This window comes from Saxibacter everestensis (assembly GCF_025787225.1).
Classification (GTDB): domain Bacteria; phylum Actinomycetota; class Actinomycetes; order Actinomycetales; family Brevibacteriaceae; genus Saxibacter; species Saxibacter everestensis.
This window is the reverse complement of the sequence record NZ_CP090958.1, coordinates 594152-618634: the sequence shown is the minus strand read 5'-3', so window position 1 is coordinate 618634 and position 24483 is coordinate 594152. Positions and strand designations below refer to the sequence as shown.

Below are 24483 nucleotides of genomic sequence, written 5' to 3'. Positions count from 1 at the left end.
CATCCGGTGTCCTCGCCAACCCCTCAGATCTGAAGCTCACCGTCTCTGGTGACCACGCGGCCGCCAGCAACCACCAGCTTTCGCCGAGGCGCCCGAACAAGGGCGTCCTGTACGTTCTCCGCATCGATCAGGACGATGTCCGCGCGTGCACCAGCCACCAGATCGTGGACCGGACGATGCACGAAGCCGGCTGCCCGGGTGGTGGCGAGTTCGACAGCGTAACCAAGGTCCTCGTCGGTCCGCAGTCCGTGGAGCCTGGCGAAGTTGAGCGCGATGCGCAGCAGATCGCCGTCGCCGTAGGGTGACCAAAGATCGCGGATCCCGTCTGTGCCGAGGCCCGCCGGGATGCCGCGCTCCCGCATCTCACGCCAGGGCAGCGGAGCCGAACGCACCGGAGCCACGGTTGCCCAACCGATGCCGGCATCCGCAAGGTCATCGAGAAGGTCTGCCTGCCGGGCGGCCGGCAACTCTCCAAGCGCGAAACCGTGCGAGACAGTCACCTTGCCCTGCAGACCTGCCCTACGGGTGCGATCGGCAACGAGCTCGAACTGGAACGCGCCGAGCTCACCCCCGTCATGGATATGGATGTCTATTCCGACGCCCCGTCGCTCCGCGATGTCGAACAGCCCATCGAGCTGCGCTACAGGGTCACGATCAATCGACGCCGGGTCGATTCCACCGATGCTGGTAGCTCCCGCCGCGGCCGCCTGATCGAGAAGTTCAAGTACACCCGGCCGGCGAATCACGCCATCCTGCGGGAACGCGACGATTTCGACCTCGATTGTGCCCTCGAGTGCGTCGACAGCTTCCCGGACGGCGTGGATTCCGCGCAGCCCTACGCCAAGGTCGACATCTACATGACTTCGCATCGCAGTCGTGCCGTGCCGCAGGAATTCACGCAGCACAGCGGTGCTCGATGCGACACTGGGGATGCCGAGCTGGTCCCGTTCGGCGCGCTCGTGAGCGATTCGTCCCTGAGTCGTGGCCTCTCCCCCGTACGAGACCCACCGTTGGCCCCACCAACTTTTGTCCACGTGCGCGTGTGCGTTGATGAAGCCAGGCAAGGCAAGGGCACCGGAGCCATCGATGCGCTCTCCCTGTTCTCTCGCGGTACCGGCGGCCACGACCGTGAGGATTTCGGCGCCGGACGTCACGATATCAACGGCTTCCGCTCCGTACGGACGGACGTTTGTCAGGATCAGCTTCTGCATGTGGCGATGGTATACCAAAGCACTCGCAGACTGCGACCAGATGAACGGTCGATCGGGAGACTCAATAAGATTCGGCGCGCACAACTGGGCACGAAATGGTATACCGCCGTGATAGCCTGCCGGCATGCCTTCAGTAAGCGGGATAAATGCCGTTACAGAGCAGGATCGGGAGTTCCTTCGTCGTTGCGTCGATCTTGCCCGCGAGGCGCTCGATGCAGGCGATGAGCCATTTGGCTCCCTACTCGTCGATGACGTCGGCACCGTCCGGTTCCAGGATCGCAACCGGGTCAAGGACGGCGACGCAACCCGCCACCCGGAGTTCGAGATCGCCAGATGGGCAGCGGAGAACCTCTCGCCTGAGGAGCGTCGGACCAGCGTGGTGTACACCTCGGGAGAGCATTGCCCGATGTGCAGCGCCGCCCACGCCTGGGTTGGCCTGGGACGGATCGTGTACGCCTCAAGCACCGAACAACTGTCGACATGGCGGCAGGAGTGGGGCATTGCGGCTGGGCCCGTCAATGCGCTTCCGATCAATTCTATTGCCCCGCAGGTTCCGGTGGCGGGCCCGGAGTTGTCGCTCGCGGCCGAGATGCGTTCGCTGCATGCCCGCTTGCACGGGGTAGCAGACGCGGATTAGGCCCGGCCGACCACGCTACGCGGTCAGGTCCTTGCCCGCCTTCGCGCCGCTGCCGCATTACGACTGTTCTCCAGGTGCTTCACGACCAGGTCTTCAACTCGGACTACATCGCGATCCGCGATCGCGGCATAGAGATCTTCGTGCTCTTTGGCGATTCCCACCAGGTCGTCGTGCTGAGCCAGCAGCCAGCGCATCCTGCTTCGAAGCGTGCCTTCGAGCTCGATCAGGAGTTCATTGGCAGCCAGCGAGGTCACGGTCTCATGGAAATCGGCCGCCGCGCGCCTGGCCCGGACCGCATCTCCTCCGCGGGCCGCTGCCAGCTCGGCGTCGACGTTTGCCCGGAGTTTCTGCAGACCAGGCCGGGTATGCCGCTGGGCGGCGAGCCGAAACGTGAGTACTTCAAGCGCCGAACGGACCTCGCCGAGATCTGCTACGTCCGTTGGTGTGAATTCGCGGACGACAGCCCAGGTGCGTGGCCTCGGGGTCACCAGGCCTTCGGCAACAAGTGTCTTCAGTGCATCTCGGACCGGCAGCCTGCTGACGCCGAGTTCCGCGGCGAGTTCGCGCTCGACAAGTTTGCTGCCGGGCTGACGAACGCCATCAAGAATGTCGTCTCGCAGCCGCCGGGTAACCCGGTCCGACTCCGGCGCAAACCGGTCTGGTTCTGTCATATCCGCCATTCTCGCATCAGGCTCCAGCTTTCCGACTTCGGTATACCATTTCCCGTCGGCGGAGAATATCCGGCGGTAGCAGGCCCCATGGCCCAAGATAGATGCATGGAACCTATCGCCGCCCTCGACGAAATTGCATTCCGGCTCGAGCGAGAGCTTGCGCCGTCGTTCAAGGTCAAGGCGTTTCGCCGTGCCGCCGACGCACTTGCCGGCATACCGGCGTCCACGCTGCCCGAACAGGTCAGGGACGGGAGCCTTCGCCGCACGAAGGGGATCGGCAACTCCACGTTCGATGTGATCAACGAGGCAATTTCCGGCCAGGTGCCCGGCTATTTGCAGAAAGTACGCGACCGAGCCGAGCCGCTGCTCGGGTCACAGGCCGGAGCGCCCGACGACGTGGGATCGGCGATCCGCGGCGACCTGCACACCCACAGCGAGTGGACGGACGGGACGACGCCGATCGACAAGATGGTGGATGCGGCACGCTGGCTCGGCCGGGAATACATCGCGCTCACCGATCATTCCCCGAACCTCACCATCGCGAACGGGCTCAGTGCCGCACGGCTGACGGACCAGCTCTACGTCGTCGCGCAGCTCAACAAGCAGCACGACGATATCCAGGTTCTTTCAGGTATCGAAGTCGACATCCTGGAGAGCGGCGAGCTCGATCAGACACCGGAGATGTTGGACCGGCTGAATGTGGTCGTGGCGAGCGTGCACTCGAAACTCCGAGCCGACGAAAAGACAATGACCGAACGAATGCTCCGCGGCATCGCGCATCCCCGCACGAACGTACTCGGCCACTGCACCGGGCGCTTGGTAAAGGGATCGCGCGGCACTCGTCCGCCATCGACATTCGATGCCGAGCGGGTCTTCGCGGCCTGCGCGGCGAACGATGTCGCGATTGAGATCAACTCCCGGCCGGAACGACAGGACCCACCCGACGACCTGATTCGTCTGGCACTCGACGTCGGCTGCCTGTTCAGTATCGACAGCGACGCGCACGCGCCCGGCCATCTCGACTTTCTCAGCTACGGCGCCGAGCGCGCCCAGAGAAACGGCGTGCCGATCGACCGGATCGTGACCACATGGCCAGTGGACCGACTGCTCGAATGGTCCAGGGCGGCTAGTTAGCTGTTCGCCGCCTGGGCCGCGGCTCAGCCAGGCACCGCGATTCAGCTGCCGCTGGAGTTGGCGTACAGCCGCCGATTCAGTGGTTTACGCGAGATGAGCAACACCAAGCCCAAGACGATCGCCGACACCGCGACGATCGTGAAGTACGCCGGGCTGGGAATGGCAGTGAAGAGCTGGGATCATCCCGTCGCCCGTCACGCTCGAGACGAGCAGGATGTAGAAGCAGGCAATCCCGATCTGGAACAGGCCGATCGCGAACTTCGCCGCGGCATTCTTTGCTGCCACTGATATTCAAAACCGGCGATTAGCACCAGTATCGGGCCGCTACCCGTCGGCCGGGCACTGCTCGTAGGCGTAGTCACTGTTATCAGCGGTGGCCAGGTCGCGGTCACGCAAAATGGTCAGCGGCGCCCTGTCTCCGCGTTCACATACCGCTGTGAAGGGCGCCGGGAGGTTGTCGGTGTACTCGATTTGCAACACTTGCTTGCCGTAGACACTCGTGTAGGCGGAGCACTCGTCGTAGGCGGCGCATTCCTCGGTGACTGCGAAATCGAAGCCAATGTCGGCGTGGCCGGTCTCGGCAATTTCGGCGGCGTTCTTCTGCCCGATCGCAAGGCCGTGTTGGTGTGCCAGTGCGACATACGCGCGCGCCAACGCCATCGCGCCGCTTTCGCTGATCACTCCGTCGGCAGGGTCGGTGAATCTGATCCAGGTGTCCAGATTGTCGATCTCGACCGCGTCGTAGCCGTCGTCTGCGCACCCGGTGATTACCGGCCCGATCACCTTGAGGATCCCGTCTCGTTGGGATGCGGACGACGGGTCGAGGATGTACTCGTCCGGCCAATCCGGATCGAGCACAAGCTCGCCATCGGCATCGTGCAGCAGAAGGTCTTCGCGGTCCCCCGCCCAGGCGTCTTTTTCGCCTGGCTGAGTCTGGAACCCGTTGACGTAGCAGATGTTGTATGCGCCGCGGGCCGGAGCGTCGCTCGCATCCCGCACCACCACATCCACGCCGGGAGACAGATCGTAGGCGCCGCCGAGCTGATAGTCGAACACCCCGGAGACTGGTGGCAGAACCACGCCGCCCGCCGTCGAGACCGGACCTTCGATGGCCCCCGGGGCCACCTGGCAACCAGCCAGCCCGAGCACAACGACGACTCCCAGCATCCAACTCTTGCGCATGCTGTCCATTGTCTCTTGGCCGTGGGTTCAATCCCGCGAGCAGCGTCCTGCAGCGCTAGCGGTCCAGGACCCACCAGCGTCGAGCGGTGTCCGTAAAGATCACAAACGCAAAAAGCATCGCTCCTCCGGTCAGGAAGAAAATTCCGCTGTGCAGGGCGAAGCTGCTGTCACGACGCGCGACGCCTGCGAAGAGCCAGGCTCCCACGACGCCGATGAGCAGAAGTGCGGCGATCGCGTTCGCCCAGCGCGTGAACGACATGCTTCCGGTACGGGCGGCCACCCTGACGAGAACACAGAGAGCGAGGACACCGACCAGGCTGAGTCCGATGAACGCGATGCCGATGAACAGGGAAGGGCCGTCGATGTCACCGTCCTCGGTCCGGTAGGTTACCCCGAGGAACCCCGTGGCGACAATGTTCGAGGTCACATCTTTTTGGTCGACCGACCAAGTCAGGTACGGCAGGAGCAGCCCCAGTCCAATGCCCAAACCGGCCGCAAAAGCCAGGGACCGGATCAGCACCGCCTCGATCCGTTCAATCCGGTCCGCAAGTAAGCCGTGGTCCAGTTGCTGCATGTCTCCGGACCTCCGTGTCGTTGTCGATTCGATTGACTGTCGTTCAGCATAGGCGACCAAAACCATGTCTGTTCTGCCGTCACTTTCGTGGAAGTCAGACCTATCCACGTTCGAGGTCATCGAGCAACTCGACGGCCGCCCGAGCGTACTCACCGATCCAGCGGTCGTAGATTCGTTTGATCGGGACCGGCGCCAGCGTGAGATAGCGTTCCCGCCCGACCTTCCTTCCCGTCACGAGGCATGCCCGCTCCAGTACACGCAGATGTTGAAGCACCGTCGTGCGATCGAGCTCGGGGAAATGCTGACAGAGCTCACCGGTGCTACATGACCCAGCCTTCAGCGCATCGAGCATGCGGCGCCGCGTCGGAGATGCAAGCGCCTTGAATACCGAGTCGTCATCGGGGCCTATTGTGTGATCAGCTGACACGTTATATAAATATCACATGAACAAGATGGAAGATGAACTAACCGAACTCACATTCACGGTTTCCGTTCGGGTTTCGCGGCCATCGGCGCAGGTATACGAGGCCGTTGCCGACCCCGAGCAGCTTTCCCGGTATTTCACCACCGGCGGGGCCCGCGGTCGTCTCGAACCGGGCAATGATGTCACCTGGGACTTCCACGATTTCCCCGGCGCTTTTCCGGTCAGGGTACTTGAGGCTGATCCGCCACGGCGAATCGTCATCGAGTGGGCCGGTGAGGCCACGACCAATGACCAGGGCACCACGACCACGACGTTCGAGTTCGAGCCTCTTGACGACGACACCCGAACCCTCGTAACGATCACGGAATCCTCATGGCGGCCCACAGTGGACGGAGCAAAGAACGCCTTCGACAACTGCGAGGGCTGGACTAGCATGCTCTCTGCGTTGAAGGCCTGGATCGAGCACGGCGTCAACTTGCGTGAAGGCTTTTACAAGTAGGTCACTGCCAGGCTGAGTCCGGCGCGGTTCTAGGTGGTGCTGTGGGGAAACCCCTGCTGCACGCAGAACTTGCAGCGGCGGCCGATGCGATTCGCCATGCTGACTAAAACGCGTCGAGGTAGCGCGACAGTGTTCGAACCGTGCCTCGTCCCTACAGTTGGCCGTTCCGTCGCTGCTGACGGAGCGCCGCAGCTAACGGCGGAAGATAGCTCTCGACGACGTCGCGGACGACCTCCACGTCAACCCCGAAATACTGGTGAACGAGGATGTTGCGAAAACCTCGGATCTGCGGCCACGCGATCTCCGGATGCGCATCGATGATCTCCGCCGGAAGGTGGTTCGCTGCCTCGCCGATGATCTGCAGGTTCCGTTCTATGGCGTCCTCGGCCATGTCCGCGAGACTTTCGCCTTCACTCGCGAGAGCGGTGGCGTACCGCTGGCACCGTTCGATGGCATCGAGGAGATCGGCGATGCGCTGACCAGCATCGCGACTCACAGCGCGATGGCGTCCTCGAGCGCCGACTCCGAGATCGGCCGCTTGAGCAGCTGCACCGGGAACACGTCGATGTCATCGCGGCCGAAGAGTGCCCGCGTCTCTTCCATGAGTCCGGAGGCCCGCATGAGCAGGTTTCCGTCCGTGGGATCCATTTCGACGAGGATGTCGATGTCGCTACCGGCGTGCGCAGTGCCGCGTGCGACGGAGCCGAACAGCTTCGGTTTGGTCGCTGCGTACTTGGCCAGGAGGGCCAAGAACTCGTCGCGACGCGCATCGATGAGCTCGTGCAGGGCGAGCGTCTCGGGCGTCACGGCGTTCTTCGGCATGTCTTCAGAATACCGGGGATGTACCCTCATGGTCGACGTCTCGGCAACAGAAACGTTCGCTGTTCGACCGCGTGCCCATCGACGACGGGGCCTACGCGGCCCTCGACCGACCCCCGTGATCGCCACCAGCACCAGGCCACACTACGAAAACCTTGCCCCGCGATCACGCGAGGCAAGGTTCGAACGGTCTACTTTACGTGGAACTATGGGGAAGCCCCTACTGCGCGCAGAACTCGCAGCGGGGGCCCATTCGATTCACCATACTGATTAACCGTGCAAGCCCATCCCCGCTGATGCGCAGAAAGGGCTCGACACGTTTGTGGAGCTATGGGGAATCGATTCCTACTGCTCGCTGGCGCTCGCAGCGGGGGCCCACCTGCAGGGTTCGATTCGCTCTACCGCATAATATGGTGAGGGGTCGGACGAAGTACGTGTCCGACCCCTCACCATATTGTGGAGCTATGGGGAATCGAAACCGATTTAAGCGTATTCACGGTGCCGTGATCGTTGATTCTACGCGGGTTGTCGGGGTTTGCGTTGGTGCCAATTGGTGCCAAAAAGGGGGCATATGCCCCCTCGGGGGGCAACAGAAAAAGAGGCCCCCACCCGGTTAAGGGTGAGGGCCTCGACGCTTGTGCTAGTCCCAGCAGCAGGCTTTCGCAGCGGTCGGCGAGGTCCACGGGGTCCCGCAGGCCTCGCAGACATGGCAGCCGTCCGCTACGCAATGGTCGTCCGGCGGGTCACACGTCGGGCACATGCCCCGTCTCCCGGTCAGGGTCACGCGTCACATACCCGGCCAAGGTGCCCGCGAGCGCGATGACGCCCATGTACAGGACCGTCGCCCACGGCCCCGCGAAGCTCAACAGTTCCGGGGTGATCGCTTCGAGCATCGCCACGAGAACAGTGAGGCCGATCGTGGTCCCCGCGGTCGCGATGACCTTCGGTGAAATGCTGGTGTTCGTTGCCATGATGGTTTTCCCTTTCGTTTGTTGCGTTTAGTCGCGCAGGCCCGTGGTTTCGATCCACGTCACCGACACGCCAGCCGTCCGCGTGCTCACACCGGCGCGGAGACGCATCGGAGAGCCCTTGTACTCGTCAGGCAGCGTCCACAAGCCATGAACGGACCCCTTCGACGGGCCCTGAGCCACACCGTGCAAGGTCACGGCGTCGAGGAACCGGGCCGTATCGTTCGGCTTGTCCATCCACTCGAACAAGGCCAGCTCAGCAGTCTCACCCACACCGAGACCCGCCAGCTCGACGCGGACGCCGACGCCGAACGTCGCTTTACCGGAAACGATCGAATGCGCCTCGTCGTCCTTCTTGTCGGGGTCGCCGATCGGTAGCTGCTTGATCTCACCGTTCGACGGGATCGCGATATCCACGCTGCGCTTGAAGTCGATTCTCTTGGACATGCCGAGGATTCCTTTCGGTGCTGCTGGTGCAGGGGTGGGTGCCGGTCCGCCACCGGCAGAAGCCCCGCCGGCTATTTGTTTTGCGCGTGCGATGATCTGCGGTATCTGCGCGATCCTGCGCCGACCAGGGCACACTTTCCCGCGAGCCTTCGACCATGTGACACCGCCGGACACGAGACCATTACCGGGCACACCCTGAGCGTGATAGCCAACGCCGCGGTGTTCAGGCCGGGTGTTCGGAATCAGGACTATAGGGATGCCGTGCGTCTTGTGCGCCCACGCGATGATCTGAGCGTTTGCTTCGATCTGCGCGGCAGTAAAAGGCGGCACGTTGTCACCGCTCGTGTTCCACGGTTTGAAGCCTGGACCGTGATCCGCGTTCTCGATGCTGATGACGGTGCGGGAACCGAGGTAGTTGGCGTCAGCCGAGTAGGCGGTGTCCTGCCACTGATAGATGGTGCCGTCCCCACCAGTCCCGAAGTGAGATTCGGTGCCGGTGAACCCGTTGCGTTTGAACATTCCGTCCGTACCCGCTAACGATCCGACCATCGTGTGAATGCAGACGACGCGGTAGGCGGACATGCGTGGCTGTGTCTGTCGGCCCAGCGGCCGTTGTTTCGCTCCTGGCATTTTGGCCATGAGTGTTTCCCCTCTGGTGTGGGCATAAAAAAGCCCCGGTCAGGGGCTTGGTGGTGGCTGCTGTTGCTTCTGTTTGTCTAGACGGCGGGCGTGGTTCGCGTGCCCCAGCAGGTGGAGATCCATTTCGACGGGGAGCCGGTAAATGTAGGCTCCCTCGTCCGTTTGGACGAGGATCTGCGGTACCCCGATCACGAGCCCGCACACCTCGCACTTGATGTCCCGGTCGGGTATCTCTCTCGGCACGACAATGCGCCCCCTCAAAACAAGCCAGTTCTTAAAGGTGTTTAGCCGCTTGACACTTGCACTGTTTAGCCGTTAAACTTAGACTATGAGAGCGAGAGAAGTTGAGCAGCGGATCAGGAAGCTAGGCGGCGAGCACACGCGCACCGTCGGATCGCACAAGCGGTTCCGAATCACCGCCAACGACGTGACAGCATCGACCGCCGTACCGCAGCACTCGGGCGATATCCCGACCGGGACGCTCCACAAGATCGAGAAAGACCTCGAACCCGCACTAGGGAAAGGATGGCTCAGGAAATGAGCTACACAGTTACAGTCACTCGGGAAGAAGGTCAGTGGCTGGCCGACGTTCCTGACGTTCCCGGTGCCCACACCTTCGCCCGAACCCTACCCGCTCTAGATAAGGCGGTCCGAGAAGTCATTGTGCTGATGGATGACCTAGACGACGATGCGAAGATCGCCTTGACCTATGACTTTCAGGTGGATGATGACGCCGTACTCACTGCCGCGCATGTCGGTTCTGAGCGGGTTGCACTGGCTGAAAAGGAAGCGGCCCTACACGTCGAAACACGTGAAGCGATCACCGCCCTGCAGGCTAACGGGTACTCCGTGCGGGACGCGGCCGCGCTACTCCACGTCACCCCAGGGCGGGTCTCCCAGCTGACAAACTGACAGTCATCCCTAGCTGTGGTTGTCGCGAGACAGCGCCGAAATCTGGGATTCCATCCGTGCCATAGTCGATTCCAGCTCAGTGATGTGCCGGCGAAGGCGCGTGGACTCGGCGCGTTCCACTTTCAACGTGGCCTTGAACTCTTCAATGTCGTGTTTCGCCCGGTCCAGTTCCGTCCGGAGGTTGTCGATCAGGCCGTCCGTGATGTCCTGAGCCCGCGTGTACGCGCCCTCGTCTGCGCTGATCTGCGCGGCCCGAACCGTGGACTTACCGGCAAACCGTGCCGCTGCGTACGACAGGAACGGAATGATGATCAGGGACGCCAGGGTGACCCACCCTTGCAGCCCCATTACTGATCGACCCGCACAACATTGACCGGCTTAACGGGATTCCGCATTCCCGCGACGACCATCACAGCAACCGCGAGGGACCAGTACAGGCAGGTTGTGATCCAGCCTGTACGGGCTTCCCCCGTGAAAGTGGGGATCAGGTACAGGCAGCCCCACGCGGCCGGGATAGCGGCAAGCGCCCCGAAACCATACCGATCCAGCGGTTCCACTTGGAACGCGGACATAGCGGCCACCATCGCTGCGATCAGCCACGGCCACCCCAAGTCGTTGACATCAACGAACGCGGTCAACCAATCCAGCGCGTTCGCTCTGGCCCTCGACGGCTCAACCAGCAGATACGACACCCCCAGAGCCAGATAGGTGAGCGAAAACAGTAGCTGGAATGCGCCTCGTCGTCCGTTGAGTCTTGGCATGGAAGTTCTCCTAGGCCGTGTTGTTGGCGGAAGCGGCCCACAGCTTCACGGTGGCGTAGTTCGTGGAGTTGTGGCGGACCGCGGTCGGGAACCCGGTGCACAGGACACCCTGCACTGTGATGGTGGAGTTGCTCGCGGCGTCCACCGTGTACAGGGCACCCGTGGTAGCGGCTTTCCCCGTGACGTTGGTTACGTTGACGCCTTTCACGTCGGACCCGATCTGCACCATGCGTTTCGTACACGCGTCAGCGGCGATATTCGAGATGTTGATGGAGTCCACTTTTTGGTCCCCGCCAGTGCAGTAAATGACGGTTGACGCCGAGTTGAACCCGCGGGCGGTCACATTCGAGATGTTCACGTTCCGGGCCTTGTACTGCAGCGCCACGAGAGGCCCGTCCGCGTAGTCGTACAAAGGGTCGCCGATGCACAACAAACCGTTAACGTTCACGTTGACGAACGCGCTAATCGACATGCATCGGGCGGACGCATCCTCATAGAAACCAGTCCTGTTCCCCGCATGCAGCGACGTGAGGTTGGTCGCGGTGATCGAGAACGCCGACACCGACAGCGGGTCAGCCGCCACATGGTGGCCGATGTGCCGCCAATTATAGGAACGGACGTCCCGGATGCTCATGTGCCCGTTGATCGTCACACCCTGCCCGGCGGACGCATTATGGTGAGCCTTAATCTCAACGCCGCCGTAGCAATTCTCGGAAGTGTTCGCGGTCAAAGTCACGAACCGGCTGCCGTCGTCCACCTCGAACCCGTTATTATTTCCTCGCTGTCTGGGCCCTTCGGCGTAGCAGTTCGTGATGTGGATGTAATCCGAATGGTGGGTGGTGAAACCGTCGTCGCCCCAATTGTGGGCGATACAGTTACTGATCCACACATGCTGGGACCGGTCCGGCGCGACGTACCCGTCGCCCATGTACGGGTACTCCAAGGTGCCCTGGCACACGTCGAAACCGTGCAAGCCCGCGTTGATCGCCTTCACCCGGTCGATGTACCCGTACTGCACCTGCCCGAACGTCACACACGACCCCCGGCTACCTCCGGTACCGTTCAAACCGCCGGGACGGTCACAGTTCCAATCGGCAGTGAAATCGTGCAGGTAAATGTGCGCGTCCCCACCCGCACGGTTCGCGTTCGTTACCACCCACGTGTCTGGGTCGGCGGTGTCGGTGAGCCGGATGATCGTTCGGTCCATGCCCTCACCGAACAACTCGCAGCCGGAAGGGACGAGAATAGCTGTCCTGATTCGATATATACCCGCGGGGACGAACACACGTTTACCAGCCTGGAATGCGGCCACGAAGGCGTCATAGTCGTCAGTCACCCCGTCACCTTTAGCGCCATAGTCGAGCACGGACACGACCTGGCCGGACACTTTCTGCTCCGCCACAGCTAAGGCTTCATCGGCGGTGTCCACGGCTGCCGTGGATTGGACCATCGCGAGGTCGGCCTTTTGTATGGCTGTGGGTAACAGCGTCCCAATATCCAGTGTCGAGACGGCCCACCGGGAGCCGTACCCGCGGTCCAGGTACAGGGTCGTGAACTGGTCGGGAGCCTGAAACACGATCCTGCCCACATCGGCAGGGTTGCTGGCCTCTTGCGCGGTGAGGGAGGATGCGACACCCGGCAGGGGTGTGCCATCCAGTTTCTTCAAGTCGGTGACCTGAGCGCCACCAGTAAAGCTGTCCCAGACGGGCAGCTGCACGCCACCCACCACGTTCCCGGAACTGTCGGTGGTCACGTCGGAGGGCGTCCCGCCGAAAAGACGATATGGCATCAGTGGCCCCCTTAGTTCGCGAAGAACGGAAAGGTGAACCTGAGGTATTGGCCTTCGCCGATGCCCGAGTTCGTGTGGATGTCCGCGAGCATTACGATCGCGTCGTTGCCGAGTTCGACAGCGCCTGACGTGTACGACGCTCGCATTGACCCCTCCACCCGGTCCGGTGATCCCGGAGCGAAGATGCTGGGGATCGTTACTAGCGGGACATCGGGGGAAAGATTCCCGTCCGCCTGCCCCTGGATCGTCCCGCCAGTCCGGACCAGTTCACCGCGAATGTTGATCGAATCGCAGATGCGCCGTGCCTTCATGTACGAGCCGATCGACCATCCCGGCGCCGGAAGGAAACCGGTCGTCACCCACCCGGTGTCCGAGTAAACGTCCAGCCAGTCGTCGTTGGACGAACCGGTGCCGACTTTCTGCCACACCTGTTTCGTCAGGCCGGAGGACACGATCACACCCGGCGGCGCTTCACCGTACTTCGCGTCCCGGTCCGCCGCGTTGGCTGCGAGGAGGACGGTACGGCTGTCCAACCAGTCCACCATCTCGTGCATTTGCGCTGCACCATCTGGGGCGTCCACTGCGGAGGGGTACGGGATTCTCGAAAATATGGAGGCAGGCATCAGCCAGGCACGTCCTTCCAAGGGTTTAGGTCAGTTAAAGGTGATGCGAATATCGCCGCAGCCGTCCGTGAACACGAGATAGTCGGAACCCACACCCGCGGTGCAGCCGATACCCTTCTTGGTCCCGGACTTCAGTGCGGTCGTCCAGTCCGCCGGCAGGGACACCCACTTGGACTGTCCCAGCCCGAGTTCCGCCGCCCCGTACCCATTGCTGAGCGCAGGACGGGACGAAGTGCGGTTCCGCTCCTCATGCATGTACAGCCGGGCCGTGGCTTTACCTGACACGCCGTGGTTCTTCGACGTGCGAGCCACCCGGACCTCGATCTTCTCCACCGATTTACCCACGCATTCGTCGGCGATCCGGTCGCCGTAAAACCACGCCCCCGACCAGGCTTTCGGGTAGGACGGCCATGCGCCCTGCGCGGGCGTTTCACCGTCACGGTTACCCGACCGGTAACCGGACGTAGATGCTGGCCCGAACGTCACCGGTTTCGGCGCCGGAATGGATGGCCCCGGTTCGCCCGGCAGCTGCGGCCCCTCGCCGCGCTGGGCGTACACCTCACCAGCCCGGACCCACATCACCGAGGCCTGGACCCAGCCGTTACCCGCAGGTGGCGGGTTACCCCACGACACGACCGGCACATCCACCTCAGGGGGCGCGTACTCGCTCCCGACTTTCCCGAGGACACGCCACCCGGCAGGGTGACGCAGCACGAGAACCGTGTCGCCGTCTTTCCGGTCCGTGTACGACGTGTCGGCGGAGATCCCCGGCAAAACCTGGTCACCGATTGCCAGGTTCACGGTGCCGTCCTCGCGCGGGGAATCCACCGACATGAGCGCGTACAGGTCCGAGATGCGTTTATCGACTTCGCGGCGGACAACGGCGGTTAAGGCGTCCGATTCGGTCGTCACTGGATGTCACCGCCCTCTTCAGCCGCGTCCACCGTCACCTGACCGGCCAGCCGGGTTGTCGTAGCCCGCGTGGACAAGTCCATCGCCCCGCCCGTCAGCGGGTAAGAGATGGAGTCCACGATCGTGGGGGCCATCGACCCGTCCGGCTGGCGTGCGTCGATCACGTCATCCGGCTCCAACGCAAAATTCGTCAACGTTTTAATGGAGGCGGTCTGCTTCAATCCGAGCCGGGGAGCCAACAACCCTTTCGCGGCTTTCTCACATTGCGCGATCGTTTTCAGGAGCTGGGATGTGTAGAACATCGGCACCTCACCGAACGGCCCCTTATCGTCACTCGTGGCGTCGGTATTGACGTAGGTAGGGCTCGTGGGGTCAGTGTCGGACACCGTCACCGGCCCGACCGGAGGTGTGCCGTCATCACGAGACCCTCTGGCGACGACCTGGTTGTACACGCCTTTCCGGGACAGCGACGACGACGGTTCGACCAGCATCCCGCCAGGACCCACATCCACCGTCCACGCCGGCTTATCTTCCAGCGACGGCACCGGGGCGACCGTGAACACGCCCCGAGCATCCGCGAACACTCGTGCGCCGAGGCTTTTTGCGATCGACGCCGCGTCGGAGCGTCCGTCGATCAGGCCCCACCGGTCCCGTTCCTCCGTCAGCTGCGGAATGTCCAGATCACCGACCTGCCACTGAATGGATGCTTCCGGCAGCACTTCACGAATCAGCTGTTCGAGGAGGAACCGTGACGGCCCGGCAGGGAAGGAGCGGGCGCGTTGGAACCGGGCATCCATAACCTGCGCTTCGAGAGACGCGCATTTGATGGTGAACCGGCCCGGCCGGACGCCCGTCTGGTCGAGGTCCTCCACCCGGTACGTGCCCAACCGGACTTCCTCCACCGTGTGCCGGTCGTACGCGAGGCCCATGTGGATACGGACACGCGACCCGAACGGCGACAGTCCGTGCCTACCGACGTCCGCCCCGGAGCAGGTGAGGGTGGAGGACCAGCGGACCTGCGATTTCGAGTCCGCGGTAGCCGACCCGTCATGCAGGGTCAGGGGCAGCCACGTGACGCCCCGGTCTGGGGACCATTCTACGCGCGGTATCCACCGTGCCAAAGCCAGCGACGCGAGCCAGCGTTCCGTGACAGGCTGCACGGCTGCCTCCTATCGGTGGACGCCGAGCAGGGCACGCCACGACGGCACCTGCGTGCTGAGTTCCGTCCACGACGCATAGTTCTCGGCCACCGTGTTCCACGACAAGCCCGGAATGCGGAGTGGCGCATCCACCGTCGCGGGCCGTCGGCACTCAGTCACCGGGATCGTGAACTCAAACACTGGTCCCTGCTCCGTGTAGGTGACGATCCGTTTCGAGATCGCGCCCGGCAGGAAATAGAAGTCCTCGATCCCTGCGATCCGGTTCCACTGGATGAGTAGCGGACCCGAATCGAGAAGGGTCGCCAGCCTGCCCGTCTCAGCCTTGGAGCGGGTTTTGAATTTCAGCGTCCCCGTGAGGGAGGCGTGCATATCCCAGGTCATGGCCGGGAACCGGTCGCCCTGGATTGATGTGGACGATGTTCGGTCGGCGTATGACGGTTGGAACCATTCGGTCGGGTCGATTTTCATCGACTCGTTCGGGTCGGTGGTGGATTTGATCCACACCGTCTGCCGGGGCGGTTCCGGGATGAGGGTGGACACGCCCGCTGTGGGTTGGCCTTCCGTCCCGTCCGCGTAGATCGGGACAGCCCGCCATGACGCTCCCACGCCTAACGGGGCTTCGTGGTCGTAGGCGGTGGCGTACCCGCCGGGAGCCCACGCCGGGTTGCCGGAGCGGACGGGTGTGCCGTCGCCCCGCTCAAACCTGACTTTCTGGGGTAGGGTGCTGGCGCGTGCTGGCCGGTACTCTTCGATCCGGTACGGGTTGTCTGGCACCCACCGGTAGGAGAGGTCCGGACCATCCACGAACCAGTCACCGAAAAACGGGGTGGCGACTGTGCCCCATTCGATTTGCGGCTCCGACACGTCCACCAACGACCCCGCGGCAGGGTCGAACAACGCCGCCCACACGCGGACAGTGGACCCGTCGCTCGGTGACGCGGTGGATGTGACGGTGAGACGCTGCTGCGCCCCAGCCGCGATAGTAACCGGCGTGGTCCTCGCGTCGCCCGACTCGTCGGCGTTGAACGCCGACCGGATGAACGCCTTGATCGCCACGGTGCCCGCGTTCTTCACCGTCAGGCCGAACGTGAACCGTTGGCCCTTCCGGATCGGCGTCAAACCTGCTGGGAGGTTCACGAAATAGTAGTTCCCGGTCGCTGTCGCGCCCGTATACGTGAACCGTGCGACCCGAGTGGCCGGCTGGGACGTGGTGAACCACGTCGAGGAGTCGTCCCACGTGCCGATGTCGCCGACACTCGCACCAGAGAAACCCGGATTCCGGGCGTAGTTGGTGCGGAGTATTTCCTCCGTCCTTCCCGGCTCGGCGTGCGGGACAGCCGGAATATACTCTTCAGATGGTGAGGCGTGGGGTGCGGCTGTGAACCGGTACGCCAGGTTCGGTGTGTCCGGTGTGTCGCCGTCGAAATAGGCCGCAACAGCCGCGAGCACATCCGCTTGAGTCGATCCAGTACATGCGATGATTTGATCCGCCCACATGCGTTTACCCGCCGCGAGGTTCACCGTAGTTGACCCGGAAAACAGTTGGGATTGCACTCTAACTACGGTCTTACCTGTCGGGATCCGGGCGGCAAAAGTGAAGAACTTCCCCGTATAGAACCCGGCTGGGGCGAAGCTGCCCGCGTAGTAGGCATAACCTTCACTCGGCGTGCCGAATCGAAGTTGCACTCGAATCTGCTCACCAGTACTCTCGGTTGCCGCCCAGAACCGGACAGCGACCCACCCGCCAGGAGTCACAGGCATGGCATTGTCTGCATGCGTTTCGAGCTTGGCGTAAGGAGATGCGTAACCCGATCCGACAGTTAGAAGCGCTATTGACGAACCCACAGTTCCGTTCATCTGACCGGCAAAAACCGTGGTTGGGGCCAGCGTCACACCACTGTCAGCGGACCACCCTGCAGTGCCCGTCTCAAACGACGGATTCGAGACAAGGTTTCGGCGCAACACCTTCTCGGGCCGGTACGGGTCGAACGCGGCGTGCAGCAGCGCGCCCGCGTTCACGCGGTCAACCTCCACCGACAACACACCGTCAGGCGACACGACAGGAGCCAACGACGGCACCGGAACAAAACCGGGGTCCACTACGATCGGCATCTAGTGCCCCCTCTCCGCGTCAAACGCCGCACCAGCAACCACAGACTTCGCCTCACCCTTCGCGACGACCTTCATGGTTCCGATCAGCTGCCCGTTCACGTCCTGCACCACGAGGGTTTCCGGCATCCGCACATCCGACCCAAACGACTGGAACTGCTTCGCCGTGAACACCGGCTCCGGCCGACCCGTCGCGTTCAGCACCGTCGTCAACCCCGGCGGCAGGAAACCGCCCTGGTCGTACTTCACCGGGGCCACACGACCACCAGACGCGTAATGGTTGTGACGCTCCCAATACCGGCGGGCATTAGCGAACCCGTCGAACCGGTCATTCACATACCGCTTCATCGCGTCGAGCTGCGCCCACACACCCTTCGACCGGATCGGATACACGCCGTAATGCTTCTGATTCGCGGCAATAAACTGCGGCAAACCGGCAGCCGACGACCGCGGATTCTTCGCCCGCGGATTCCAGCCTGACTCCCTGGAAACGATATAATTCAAGTCGTCCCAGTTGACGCCCTTCGCGAGCGCCCACGCGCGGCCCTTACCCTGAGCCGCGGCATTCGAAACCCGGCCAGCAACGTCCTTGATCTTCTCGCCCACATCAGCGACCGGATTGTTCTTCTTAATCCAGTCAATAGGCATACCGATGATCTGTTTCGCCGCGCTCTTAGCGACCTGCGCGAAAGGCGACGAACCGACCTCACTGAGCTTCTTCTTAAGCCCAGTAAACGGTTTCAGCAACGTGTCCAGCAGGTTGAACCCGCCACCACCGCCACCGCCGCCGCCCGCGACATTGCCGATATCGGCGCCGTTCGACGTGTCGATGTGGGCGTGATTGAAGTGGCCTGCAGCACGCCAAATGACACGAATACCGGGAAACGCTTTCTTGAATGCGCCCATCCACTTGTCGAAAAACCGCATCTCCGTGGAATTCTGCCCACCCGGGCCAGCATTTAGGTCCACCGCATTACCCGAGTAGTGCAGCGAATTCTTCGAGTGCCGACCGACGCTGCCGAACCTCGGATGCTCCGAAGCACGAGCGCCTTTACCGATCCACCAGTCGGCGGCATCCATCAGGGTGCCGACCTTCCCGCCCTTCGCGTAGCCCGGCACACTGCCGGTGCGGTTCATGTGGTCGAGCAGGCCCGGTATCTGGGATTCGATCCGGCGGCGCGACTTCTTGTTCACGACGAACTCGTCGGCGTGGACCACACCGGCAGGCTTCAACCGGGAGCCGGGACCCGTCCAGCCGCCCACGTCGAAACCCTTAACCGGCCACGCCTTAAACGAGATCGGGTCAACCTTGAACTTCTCGGCGATCTTGTTGAAGTTGTCGATGATCCCTTTTTGGATGATCGTTTCCAATACGAACTTGATCGGCTTCTTAGCCTTCTCTTTGATCCCGTCCCAAGCCCGCCCGATCGCGTCCTTCGCGACGTTGAATGCGTCCGCGACCGTTTTGATACCAGCCTTGACCGCGTTGAAGATCGGCTTAATCCCGTTGTTCCACACGCCTGAGATAATGGCCTTGATGCCGTTGAATACGGGCGTGACGATGTTGCGCCACAGCCAGGTGAACACCGGGCCGAGGACGTTCTTGAAGAACCACACCGCACCGTTCAGGATCGGTTTCACGGCAACGTTCCACCAGATTTGAATGATGGCGCGGATCGCTTGGAACGCGATTTTCACGACAGTCCACAGGAAGTTGAAAACCGGCGCGAGGACCGTCCGGATAAACCCGGCAACCCAGCCGAACACGATTTTCGCGCCAGCCCACCACGTGCGAATCAACAGCCCGATAAACCCGAACACCGGTTTGATGATCGAGTTCCACAGCCACGTGAACACGGGTGCCAGAATGTTCCGGACCACGAACATGACCGCGTTGAATATCGGCTTCACGTAGTAGTTCCACCAGAGTGAAACGACCGCAGCGATACCAGCGAACACTGGGGTGAAGACGTTTTGCCACAGCCACATCGCGGCGGTGGAGATACCCGTCCACACGGCGGCGAGAGTCGGGGCGACGTACGTCTGGAACCATCCGACGACGGCGCCCACGGCGATCTTAATCCCAGCCCAGACCACGTTCAGTCCGTCGCGGAACCACGACACTTTGTTGTAGGCGAGGACGACACCAGTCACCAGCAGGGTGAGGGCGGTGACGATGAGACCGATCGGGTTGGCTCGCATCGCCACGTTTAGCAAGCGCTGCTGCACGGCCCAGCCGGCGGTCGCGAACTTCGCGAGAGTCTGGATCGCGTTCCAAGTGATCGTGACAGCACTGGCGACACGTGTGGCGATCGTGTACGCGACGATCCCCGCGGCGAGACCCGCGATCACAGTGCCGAGCCCGGTGAGTAGGCCTTGGTTCGCGGCAGCCCACTGCGTGAACGCCACCCCGGCCTCAACGATGCCCTTGAACCCCGCCACTAGGGCAGGCAGCACCGTGTTGATGCCGCTGATTGCGCCCTGCAACCCGGTCTTGAGCATCGGGATGACCGGCTGGATGGCTTTCGCCAGGCCGACCGAGAACGCGTCTTTCAGGGTGGACCACAGTCCGGCGAGGGAAGCGGACTGCTTCTCCATCATCCCGTCAAATCTTTCGAGACCCTTACCGGACTCGAGAGCGGACATGAGCTGGGTGAGTTCGGTGCGACCGAGCTTCCCGGTCTGCGCCATCTTGGCGATCTCTTCGGTGCTCCGACCCGTCGCAGCGGTCAGCAGGTCGAACACCGGAATCCCGGCGTCCCTCAGCTGGTTTAGGTCCTCAGCGGTGATCCTCCCCGCAGCGTTCATCTGCTGGATGGCGACCGTCGCCCGCTGCACACCCTCCGCCCCGGTTCCCATGCCGGAGGTCACATTGCCCAGGGTGGTCATGATCGGAATGACCCGGTCAGCGTCGATCCCGATTGAAATCAGCGACTGCGCCGACTTCTGCAGCCCGGGCAAATCGAACGGTGTTTTCGCAGCGAAATCGGCGAGCTTCGCGAGGAACGCCTGCGCCTTCTCCGCGCTGCCGAGCATGGTAGTGAACGCGATCTGGGCGGTTTCCATCTGCGCCGCCGTTTTCAGGCCCACCATGCCCGCCGCCGCGATAGCGGTACCGGCAGCGACGACACCGATCTTCAACGCCGATGACAGTCGCTGCCCGACACGGGACGTGCGCGCCTGGAACTGGGTGCTGAACTGCTGCCCCGACTGGCTGCCAGCCTGCGCGGCCAGTGGGTTCAGCTTCCCGAACTCCCGCCGCACCGCCGACTGGGTACCGCGGAACGACGGCTTGACCTCGACATACGCTGCGCCGATCGGAGATGCCACGAGACACCCCCGGCCCGAATCAGTTACGTTCGAAGAGATCCACCAAAGCCTGAGACCGTTGCACGTGCCTCACGTCGCGTTCCGCGTCGATCGCCGTCCGAGGGGACGGGACCGGTTCCTGCTTGCCCTTGCCGCCGCCCATAGCCGCGACCGTGGAAAGCAGCGACTTGATGTCGGTGCGCAGGCCGGACAGGATGATCGCTGTCGTGTCCCATTCAGCTAGAGGCGGTGACCAGCGGCCCGAGGACGGTTTCGTCTCCTCGTCGTCCACGACCATCCGAGCGAAGTCAGGGTCGTCGGCTTGCGCCTGCCTCGTCCTGGACGCGCTGGGAAGCCCGTCGATGTACTCAAGCAGCGCCGGCCACTGCCGGCCCCGCCACAACTCACCCAGGTCCACGCCATACCGCTCGGCGAGGTCACACCGGATAGCCCCGCGGTACCGTCCTACGGTTTCGGCGAGGCGATGGATTCCCCCGGCGTCCCCAGGATGCTTGTGTAATGCGCTCCGGCGTCTTCCGCGAGTTTCAGGACTTTCCACGTGGGAAGGTCCAGCGCCCAGAATTCGTCGTACTGGTCACCGAGGAGGCATTTCAGTTGCAGCTCCAGGCCCTCGTCGCCCATGGCTTTCGCAGCCGTGGAAATCCCAAGTTCCATCGGATCGACGGTCACGTAACGTTTGCCTTTGAGGACGAAAGCGAAAGGTGCTGGCGTGTTTTCCCGCTCAAGGGTGTCCAGATTCAGATTGACTTTAGGCTTGTCGTTAGCCATTTGTTACCTCCGGGTGTTTTGTTTTGCAGATAAAATTCGGGCTACATCCCGACTTTGGAGCGCGTAATGAGTAAAAGGTTCAATCCCGCCCCCGGCTGGCCTCCCGTCCCGAAAGGCTGGCTACCGCCTGAAGGGTGGGAACCTGACCCGTCGTGGCCGAAAGCGCCTGACGGCTGGCAGGCCGTCGTGGATGAGCCGTCGAAGAGCTGGTTCGGGCGGCACATCGTCTTAACGGTCGTGTTGGCGGCTGTAGGCGTACTGTTCGTGGGCCTCGTGCTGCTCGGCGTAATCGGTGCTGCGGTCGGCGGTGTCCCAGACGAACCCGTAGCAGCCGCAAAAACAACAGCACCGCCGACAACCGAAGCTCCGAAAGAAACACCGAAACCGGCGAAGACAACCACGCCCGAAAAGAAGGCTGAGCCTCAGAAGACGGAGCCTCAGAAACCGGAAACCAAGGCAGCTCCAAAGGTGTCCGATGAGGACAAACTCCGGAAAGGACTCAGCACGGCAGTTGAGGGCACGAAACTCACCGAGTTCACCAGCGGCGGGATCATCCGCGTCGAATTCCCTCTCGGCGACAACCTCACCAACAACCTGATCCGCGCCGGCGCGCAAGCCGATACGGTCGCGATCCTGAAAACGGTGAAAGAGTCGGGCGTGAAATTCGATGAGGTGATGATCGACGGGACGTTTCCGATGGTCGATCAGTATGGGAACGAGCAAGACGACGCGCTGGTCCTGTCGGTCAGTTATACGCAGGACACGGTGAAGAAAATCAACTTCGACAACGTTCTAGCGTCCAACATTTGGGACCTGTCAGACACGCCAGCGTTCATACATCCCGAATTCCGTTAACTCTTCTTCTCCACAGCCTTACCCTGTTCCTGCCGGGCGTACCCACGTGCTTCGAGATCCACGATCTCCGCAGCATTTTCCGTTTCCACGGTGTGCTTGTCTTTCCCGGTGCCTTTAACAAGTGTTGCCATCGGTCATGCTCCTTCAATGGGTGGGAATGTGGGGATTGAACCTTGGCCGGGGCAGACATTCCCGGAACCACCCCGGCCAAGGGGATCAAGGTGCAGACGTGAAGCCCGACCGGGCAAGCGCCGGTGCCGGGAACTTCAGGAAGTGCTGCACGGGGTAACCCAGGACCGGGTCAGGGTAGGCGGAGAACGTCAGCTCGTACGCCAGAGAGTCCGACGCCGACCAAGTGGTTTCCGACGCCTCAGTGACCTGGACACGTGGGTAAAACTTCCCGTAAATGTGCTGATTCGCACCGATACCATCCACGCCGAGAAGCAGCATCCGACAAATCGGACGATTCTCCAGGTTCGGCTCCTTGAACTTCACCATCCCCGTCGTCGCAGCCGCAGTGACGGCCGACAAGTCCAGGCCGTAATGCAGCTCCAGCGTGGTCTTGTTCGTTTCGATCGCAGTAAACTGGACCGTCTTCTCAGACCCGGTGATATCAGTGCGGACCGGCGAGTTGTAGCCGTGAGCCTCCACGGTTTCCGAGTCCATATCCGACCCAAACGTGATACCCGAGTCCTTGCCGATCATCCCCACGAACTTGTAATCGGCGGGCTTCGCGATCAAAGCGCCGCCGGCGTCAAGAATGTTGTCGATCGGGGCGGCGGTTTCCGGTGCCACGTAGATAACGGATTCGAGGATTTTCCGGACAAGGTTCGAGCTGTCCGCAGCAGTCTTCAGTTCTGCCATAGTGGGCATAACGGTTCGTTCCTTCCACAAAGGGGTTACGCCCACGCAGGGGCTATTAACTGTTCCCGGGAATGTGGGACGTGCAGGAATGTTTAGACAGCGCGAGTGTCAACCCGGTACACGGCGTTGAATTGCGAAATTTGGCCGTCGTAGTAAGGGACTTCGTTGGGCGGGGTGTCCGCCCAAATCCGGTCCAGCAGGCCGTGCGACGTATCGTGCGGGCCGGACAGCAGATGCGCGTCGAGCACCCGCGCCAACGTTTTCGCGTCGTTCCGGGTCTGGTGGTAGATCTCGATTTGCAGGCGGGACGTGGCAAGTACGTCCCCAGCTGAGGGTTGTTCCGCTCGGATCAGTACCGCTGGCAGTGACTCTTGGAAGTTCGCGGTCAACCGGAAGTACAGGTGGTCTTCCGCGACCAGCACGGCAATAGCCTCCCAGACCGCGTCTTCGACCGAAGGGTGCATTACAGCGACACTCCTTCGATGGCGTTGATCGCCCGGTACAGGGTTCGGTTCCTACCGCCGAAGATCCGCTCCACGTCGGAGTCGTTGATCAGGATCGCGCCCGCACGAGTCTCTCCGCCAACGACGACTTTCGCCGGCATGGCTTTGAACCCCGCCCGGTACTCACTAATCCGATCCGAGGGACCACCCTTCAGGGGGGCAGATTTGGCCCACGCCGCTCCGTGTTCTGCGGCACGGACGCACGCGTCACCAACCGGTTTCGACTGTGCCAGATCCCGCATACCGTGGCGGTCAGGGACGTACCGGATCTTCGCCATCACGGATCGATCCTCTCCCACTGCTCCTGCGTCAGGATCAGGGCCGGGCGTCCCGACAGGTTGGTGGCGATGCTTATTCCGATGCTCATTTAGCCGGCCCTCTTCTCAAGGTTGATCTCTACGCCAGGCGTGTCTCCCGTGTGCGGGTTCACCCACACGCCGATGTCACCCTCCACGCCATATACGCCGGCCCACGGGGCTGGAACACGGATACGGTCGGTCGGCTGCACATCGGAACCGTACGGGGCGTACAGGGTGCCGCCGCTGATCGTCGCCTGCCGGTAATCGTTCAGCTCCGACGACGCGCGAGGCGCGAACGCGCACCCCTTAATCGGGGCTTCCACGTCAGGGCGCGGGTTGCCTTTGTTGTCCGTGCCACCCGATCTGATCCGAGTTACCGTGATCGGATGCCGG

Annotated in this window: 31 protein-coding genes; 7 read left to right on the top strand and 24 right to left on the bottom strand. The window is 62.4% G+C overall.

Going from position 1 to position 24483, the window contains the following annotated elements; genetic code table 11:
- Nucleotides 1-23: 23 nt before the first annotated feature.
- On the bottom strand, nucleotides 24-1211 hold the full coding sequence (locus tag LWF01_RS03115; RefSeq protein ID WP_349639583.1) for an amidohydrolase: 1188 nt from the start codon (nucleotides 1209-1211) through the stop codon (nucleotides 24-26).
- A 124-nt stretch (nucleotides 1212-1335) separates the two neighbouring features.
- Here LWF01_RS03115 and LWF01_RS03110 point away from each other — a divergent pair, with 124 nt between their 5' ends.
- Nucleotides 1336-1848 (top strand): nucleoside deaminase, encoded by a 513-nt coding sequence (locus LWF01_RS03110; protein WP_349639582.1) that lies wholly within the window; start codon nucleotides 1336-1338, stop codon nucleotides 1846-1848.
- A 23-nt stretch (nucleotides 1849-1871) separates the two neighbouring features.
- On the opposite strand, the gene LWF01_RS03105 is transcribed toward LWF01_RS03110, so the two are convergent.
- Nucleotides 1872-2519 (bottom strand): GntR family transcriptional regulator, encoded by a 648-nt coding sequence (locus tag LWF01_RS03105; RefSeq protein ID WP_349639581.1) that lies wholly within the window; start codon nucleotides 2517-2519, stop codon nucleotides 1872-1874.
- 105 nt (nucleotides 2520-2624) lie between these two features.
- Here LWF01_RS03105 and LWF01_RS03100 point away from each other — a divergent pair, with 105 nt between their 5' ends.
- Together LWF01_RS03100 and LWF01_RS03095 are read left to right on the top strand one after the other, a co-directional pair.
- Nucleotides 2625-3653 carry a PHP domain-containing protein gene (locus tag LWF01_RS03100; protein ID WP_349639580.1) on the top strand — a complete coding sequence of 343 codons (1029 nt, stop codon included), beginning with the start codon at nucleotides 2625-2627 and terminating at the stop codon, nucleotides 3651-3653.
- Nucleotides 3654-3746: 93 nt separating this feature from the next.
- Nucleotides 3747-3941 carry a hypothetical protein gene (locus LWF01_RS03095; RefSeq protein WP_349639579.1) on the top strand — a complete coding sequence of 65 codons (195 nt, stop codon included), beginning with the start codon at nucleotides 3747-3749 and terminating at the stop codon, nucleotides 3939-3941.
- A gap of 36 nt (nucleotides 3942-3977) precedes the next feature.
- Here the strand turns inward: LWF01_RS03095 and LWF01_RS03090 are convergent, their stop codons facing one another.
- The 3 genes from LWF01_RS03090 to LWF01_RS03080 form a co-directional block, all read right to left on the bottom strand.
- Nucleotides 3978-4835, bottom strand: coding sequence for an endo alpha-1,4 polygalactosaminidase (locus LWF01_RS03090; protein WP_349639578.1), 858 nt, complete (start codon nucleotides 4833-4835; stop codon nucleotides 3978-3980).
- 55 nt (nucleotides 4836-4890) lie between these two features.
- Complete coding sequence (locus LWF01_RS03085) at nucleotides 4891-5409, bottom strand: hypothetical protein (RefSeq protein ID WP_349639577.1); 519 nt, start codon at nucleotides 5407-5409, stop codon at nucleotides 4891-4893.
- A 100-nt stretch (nucleotides 5410-5509) separates the two neighbouring features.
- The gene (locus LWF01_RS03080; protein ID WP_349639576.1) at nucleotides 5510-5836 is read right to left on the bottom strand and encodes an ArsR/SmtB family transcription factor; all 327 of its coding nucleotides are present in this window, start codon (nucleotides 5834-5836) and stop codon (nucleotides 5510-5512) included.
- Nucleotides 5837-5852: 16 nt separating this feature from the next.
- Between LWF01_RS03080 and LWF01_RS03075 the strand changes: the two genes are divergently transcribed.
- Nucleotides 5853-6332: an SRPBCC domain-containing protein gene (locus LWF01_RS03075; RefSeq protein ID WP_349639575.1), complete on the top strand. Its 480-nt coding sequence runs from the start codon at nucleotides 5853-5855 to the stop codon at nucleotides 6330-6332.
- 151 nt (nucleotides 6333-6483) lie between these two features.
- On the opposite strand, the gene LWF01_RS03070 is transcribed toward LWF01_RS03075, so the two are convergent.
- The 4 genes from LWF01_RS03070 to LWF01_RS03055 form a co-directional block, all read right to left on the bottom strand.
- Nucleotides 6484-6828: a HepT-like ribonuclease domain-containing protein gene (locus tag LWF01_RS03070; RefSeq protein WP_349639574.1), complete on the bottom strand. Its 345-nt coding sequence runs from the start codon at nucleotides 6826-6828 to the stop codon at nucleotides 6484-6486.
- Nucleotides 6825-7154 carry a nucleotidyltransferase family protein gene (locus LWF01_RS03065; RefSeq protein ID WP_349639573.1) on the bottom strand — a complete coding sequence of 110 codons (330 nt, stop codon included), beginning with the start codon at nucleotides 7152-7154 and terminating at the stop codon, nucleotides 6825-6827. The genes LWF01_RS03070 and LWF01_RS03065 overlap by 4 nt, the downstream gene beginning before the upstream one ends.
- A gap of 740 nt (nucleotides 7155-7894) precedes the next feature.
- On the bottom strand, nucleotides 7895-8122 hold the full coding sequence (locus LWF01_RS03060) for a hypothetical protein (protein ID WP_349639572.1): 228 nt from the start codon (nucleotides 8120-8122) through the stop codon (nucleotides 7895-7897).
- Nucleotides 8123-8149: 27 nt separating this feature from the next.
- On the bottom strand, nucleotides 8150-9148 hold the full coding sequence (locus LWF01_RS03055; protein ID WP_349639571.1) for a peptidoglycan recognition protein family protein: 999 nt from the start codon (nucleotides 9146-9148) through the stop codon (nucleotides 8150-8152).
- 385 nt (nucleotides 9149-9533) lie between these two features.
- Between LWF01_RS03055 and LWF01_RS03050 the strand changes: the two genes are divergently transcribed.
- Together LWF01_RS03050 and LWF01_RS03045 are read left to right on the top strand one after the other, a co-directional pair.
- Complete coding sequence (locus LWF01_RS03050) at nucleotides 9534-9746, top strand: type II toxin-antitoxin system HicA family toxin (RefSeq protein WP_349639570.1); 213 nt, start codon at nucleotides 9534-9536, stop codon at nucleotides 9744-9746.
- Nucleotides 9743-10117: a type II toxin-antitoxin system HicB family antitoxin gene (locus LWF01_RS03045; RefSeq protein ID WP_349639569.1), complete on the top strand. Its 375-nt coding sequence runs from the start codon at nucleotides 9743-9745 to the stop codon at nucleotides 10115-10117. Before LWF01_RS03050 ends, LWF01_RS03045 begins: the two co-directional genes overlap by 4 nt.
- A 9-nt stretch (nucleotides 10118-10126) precedes the next feature.
- Here LWF01_RS03045 and LWF01_RS03040 read toward each other — a convergent pair whose 3' ends face one another.
- The 10 genes from LWF01_RS03040 to LWF01_RS02995 form a co-directional block, all read right to left on the bottom strand.
- Nucleotides 10127-10465 carry a hypothetical protein gene (locus LWF01_RS03040; protein WP_349639568.1) on the bottom strand — a complete coding sequence of 113 codons (339 nt, stop codon included), beginning with the start codon at nucleotides 10463-10465 and terminating at the stop codon, nucleotides 10127-10129.
- Nucleotides 10465-10878: a hypothetical protein gene (locus LWF01_RS03035; protein WP_349639567.1), complete on the bottom strand. Its 414-nt coding sequence runs from the start codon at nucleotides 10876-10878 to the stop codon at nucleotides 10465-10467. The genes LWF01_RS03040 and LWF01_RS03035 overlap by 1 nt, the downstream gene beginning before the upstream one ends.
- Before the next feature lie 10 nt (nucleotides 10879-10888).
- Complete coding sequence (locus LWF01_RS03030; RefSeq protein ID WP_349639566.1) at nucleotides 10889-12595, bottom strand: glycosyl hydrolase family 28-related protein; 1707 nt, start codon at nucleotides 12593-12595, stop codon at nucleotides 10889-10891.
- Nucleotides 12596-12678: 83 nt separating this feature from the next.
- The gene (locus LWF01_RS03025; RefSeq protein ID WP_349639565.1) at nucleotides 12679-13221 is read right to left on the bottom strand and encodes a hypothetical protein; all 543 of its coding nucleotides are present in this window, start codon (nucleotides 13219-13221) and stop codon (nucleotides 12679-12681) included.
- Nucleotides 13222-13320: 99 nt separating this feature from the next.
- The gene (locus LWF01_RS03020) at nucleotides 13321-14202 is read right to left on the bottom strand and encodes a hypothetical protein (RefSeq protein WP_349639564.1); all 882 of its coding nucleotides are present in this window, start codon (nucleotides 14200-14202) and stop codon (nucleotides 13321-13323) included.
- On the bottom strand, nucleotides 14199-15362 hold the full coding sequence (locus LWF01_RS03015; RefSeq protein WP_349639563.1) for a DUF5047 domain-containing protein: 1164 nt from the start codon (nucleotides 15360-15362) through the stop codon (nucleotides 14199-14201). The genes LWF01_RS03020 and LWF01_RS03015 overlap by 4 nt, the downstream gene beginning before the upstream one ends.
- A gap of 9 nt (nucleotides 15363-15371) precedes the next feature.
- Nucleotides 15372-17474, bottom strand: coding sequence for a hypothetical protein (locus LWF01_RS03010; protein WP_349639562.1), 2103 nt, complete (start codon nucleotides 17472-17474; stop codon nucleotides 15372-15374).
- Nucleotides 17475-20801 (bottom strand): aggregation-promoting factor C-terminal-like domain-containing protein, encoded by a 3327-nt coding sequence (locus LWF01_RS03005; RefSeq protein WP_349639561.1) that lies wholly within the window; start codon nucleotides 20799-20801, stop codon nucleotides 17475-17477. It lies immediately after the preceding gene.
- A 19-nt stretch (nucleotides 20802-20820) separates the two neighbouring features.
- Nucleotides 20821-21198, bottom strand: coding sequence for a hypothetical protein (locus tag LWF01_RS03000; protein WP_349639560.1), 378 nt, complete (start codon nucleotides 21196-21198; stop codon nucleotides 20821-20823).
- 47 nt (nucleotides 21199-21245) lie between these two features.
- Nucleotides 21246-21569 (bottom strand): hypothetical protein, encoded by a 324-nt coding sequence (locus LWF01_RS02995; protein WP_349639559.1) that lies wholly within the window; start codon nucleotides 21567-21569, stop codon nucleotides 21246-21248.
- A gap of 186 nt (nucleotides 21570-21755) precedes the next feature.
- On the opposite strand from LWF01_RS02995, the gene LWF01_RS02990 reads away from it, so the two are divergent.
- Nucleotides 21756-22424, top strand: coding sequence for a hypothetical protein (locus tag LWF01_RS02990; protein WP_349639558.1), 669 nt, complete (start codon nucleotides 21756-21758; stop codon nucleotides 22422-22424).
- Here the strand turns inward: LWF01_RS02990 and LWF01_RS02985 are convergent.
- The 5 genes from LWF01_RS02985 to LWF01_RS02965 form a co-directional block, all read right to left on the bottom strand.
- Complete coding sequence (locus LWF01_RS02985; protein ID WP_349639557.1) at nucleotides 22421-22555, bottom strand: hypothetical protein; 135 nt, start codon at nucleotides 22553-22555, stop codon at nucleotides 22421-22423. The genes LWF01_RS02990 and LWF01_RS02985 overlap by 4 nt on opposite strands.
- 85 nt (nucleotides 22556-22640) lie before the next feature.
- Nucleotides 22641-23297, bottom strand: a complete 657-nt coding sequence (locus LWF01_RS02980) for a phage tail tube protein (protein ID WP_349639556.1) — start codon at nucleotides 23295-23297, stop codon at nucleotides 22641-22643.
- 83 nt (nucleotides 23298-23380) lie between these two features.
- On the bottom strand, nucleotides 23381-23752 hold the full coding sequence (locus LWF01_RS02975; RefSeq protein ID WP_349639555.1) for a hypothetical protein: 372 nt from the start codon (nucleotides 23750-23752) through the stop codon (nucleotides 23381-23383).
- A complete protein-coding gene (locus tag LWF01_RS02970) occupies nucleotides 23752-24069 on the bottom strand; it encodes a hypothetical protein (RefSeq protein ID WP_349639554.1) in 318 nt (105 codons plus the stop codon). The genes LWF01_RS02975 and LWF01_RS02970 overlap by 1 nt, the downstream gene beginning before the upstream one ends.
- Nucleotides 24070-24158: 89 nt before the next feature.
- Nucleotides 24159-24413, bottom strand: a complete 255-nt coding sequence (locus LWF01_RS02965) for a hypothetical protein (protein ID WP_349639553.1) — start codon at nucleotides 24411-24413, stop codon at nucleotides 24159-24161.
- Nucleotides 24414-24483: the final 70 nt, after the last annotated feature.

What these genes read in the sequence shown, in the direction of transcription:
- LWF01_RS03115 (WP_349639583.1), bottom strand. Translation starts at nt 1,211, where the DNA reads ATGCAGAAGCTGATCCTGACAAACGTCCGTCCGTACGGAGCGGAAGCC.
- LWF01_RS03110 (WP_349639582.1), top strand. Translation starts at nt 1,336, where the DNA reads ATGCCTTCAGTAAGCGGGATAAATGCCGTTACAGAGCAGGATCGGGAG.
- LWF01_RS03105 (WP_349639581.1), bottom strand. Translation starts at nt 2,519, where the DNA reads ATGACAGAACCAGACCGGTTTGCGCCGGAGTCGGACCGGGTTACCCGG.
- LWF01_RS03100 (WP_349639580.1), top strand. Translation starts at nt 2,625, where the DNA reads ATGGAACCTATCGCCGCCCTCGACGAAATTGCATTCCGGCTCGAGCGA.
- LWF01_RS03095 (WP_349639579.1), top strand. Translation starts at nt 3,747, where the DNA reads ATGAGCAACACCAAGCCCAAGACGATCGCCGACACCGCGACGATCGTG.
- LWF01_RS03090 (WP_349639578.1), bottom strand. Translation starts at nt 4,835, where the DNA reads ATGCGCAAGAGTTGGATGCTGGGAGTCGTCGTTGTGCTCGGGCTGGCT.
- LWF01_RS03085 (WP_349639577.1), bottom strand. Translation starts at nt 5,409, where the DNA reads ATGCAGCAACTGGACCACGGCTTACTTGCGGACCGGATTGAACGGATC.
- LWF01_RS03075 (WP_349639575.1), top strand. Translation starts at nt 5,853, where the DNA reads ATGAACAAGATGGAAGATGAACTAACCGAACTCACATTCACGGTTTCC.
- LWF01_RS03065 (WP_349639573.1), bottom strand. Translation starts at nt 7,154, where the DNA reads ATGCCGAAGAACGCCGTGACGCCCGAGACGCTCGCCCTGCACGAGCTC.
- LWF01_RS03060 (WP_349639572.1), bottom strand. Translation starts at nt 8,122, where the DNA reads ATGGCAACGAACACCAGCATTTCACCGAAGGTCATCGCGACCGCGGGG.
- LWF01_RS03055 (WP_349639571.1), bottom strand. Translation starts at nt 9,148, where the DNA reads ATGTCCGCCTACCGCGTCGTCTGCATTCACACGATGGTCGGATCGTTA.
- LWF01_RS03050 (WP_349639570.1), top strand. Translation starts at nt 9,534, where the DNA reads ATGAGAGCGAGAGAAGTTGAGCAGCGGATCAGGAAGCTAGGCGGCGAG.
- LWF01_RS03045 (WP_349639569.1), top strand. Translation starts at nt 9,743, where the DNA reads ATGAGCTACACAGTTACAGTCACTCGGGAAGAAGGTCAGTGGCTGGCC.
- LWF01_RS03040 (WP_349639568.1), bottom strand. Translation starts at nt 10,465, where the DNA reads ATGGGGCTGCAAGGGTGGGTCACCCTGGCGTCCCTGATCATCATTCCG.
- LWF01_RS03035 (WP_349639567.1), bottom strand. Translation starts at nt 10,878, where the DNA reads ATGCCAAGACTCAACGGACGACGAGGCGCATTCCAGCTACTGTTTTCG.
- LWF01_RS03025 (WP_349639565.1), bottom strand. Translation starts at nt 13,221, where the DNA reads ATGCACGAGATGGTGGACTGGTTGGACAGCCGTACCGTCCTCCTCGCA.
- LWF01_RS03010 (WP_349639562.1), bottom strand. Translation starts at nt 17,474, where the DNA reads ATGCCGATCGTAGTGGACCCCGGTTTTGTTCCGGTGCCGTCGTTGGCT.
- LWF01_RS02995 (WP_349639559.1), bottom strand. Translation starts at nt 21,569, where the DNA reads ATGGCTAACGACAAGCCTAAAGTCAATCTGAATCTGGACACCCTTGAG.
- LWF01_RS02985 (WP_349639557.1), bottom strand. Translation starts at nt 22,555, where the DNA reads ATGGCAACACTTGTTAAAGGCACCGGGAAAGACAAGCACACCGTGGAA.
- LWF01_RS02980 (WP_349639556.1), bottom strand. Translation starts at nt 23,297, where the DNA reads ATGCCCACTATGGCAGAACTGAAGACTGCTGCGGACAGCTCGAACCTT.
- LWF01_RS02975 (WP_349639555.1), bottom strand. Translation starts at nt 23,752, where the DNA reads ATGCACCCTTCGGTCGAAGACGCGGTCTGGGAGGCTATTGCCGTGCTG.
- LWF01_RS02970 (WP_349639554.1), bottom strand. Translation starts at nt 24,069, where the DNA reads ATGGCGAAGATCCGGTACGTCCCTGACCGCCACGGTATGCGGGATCTG.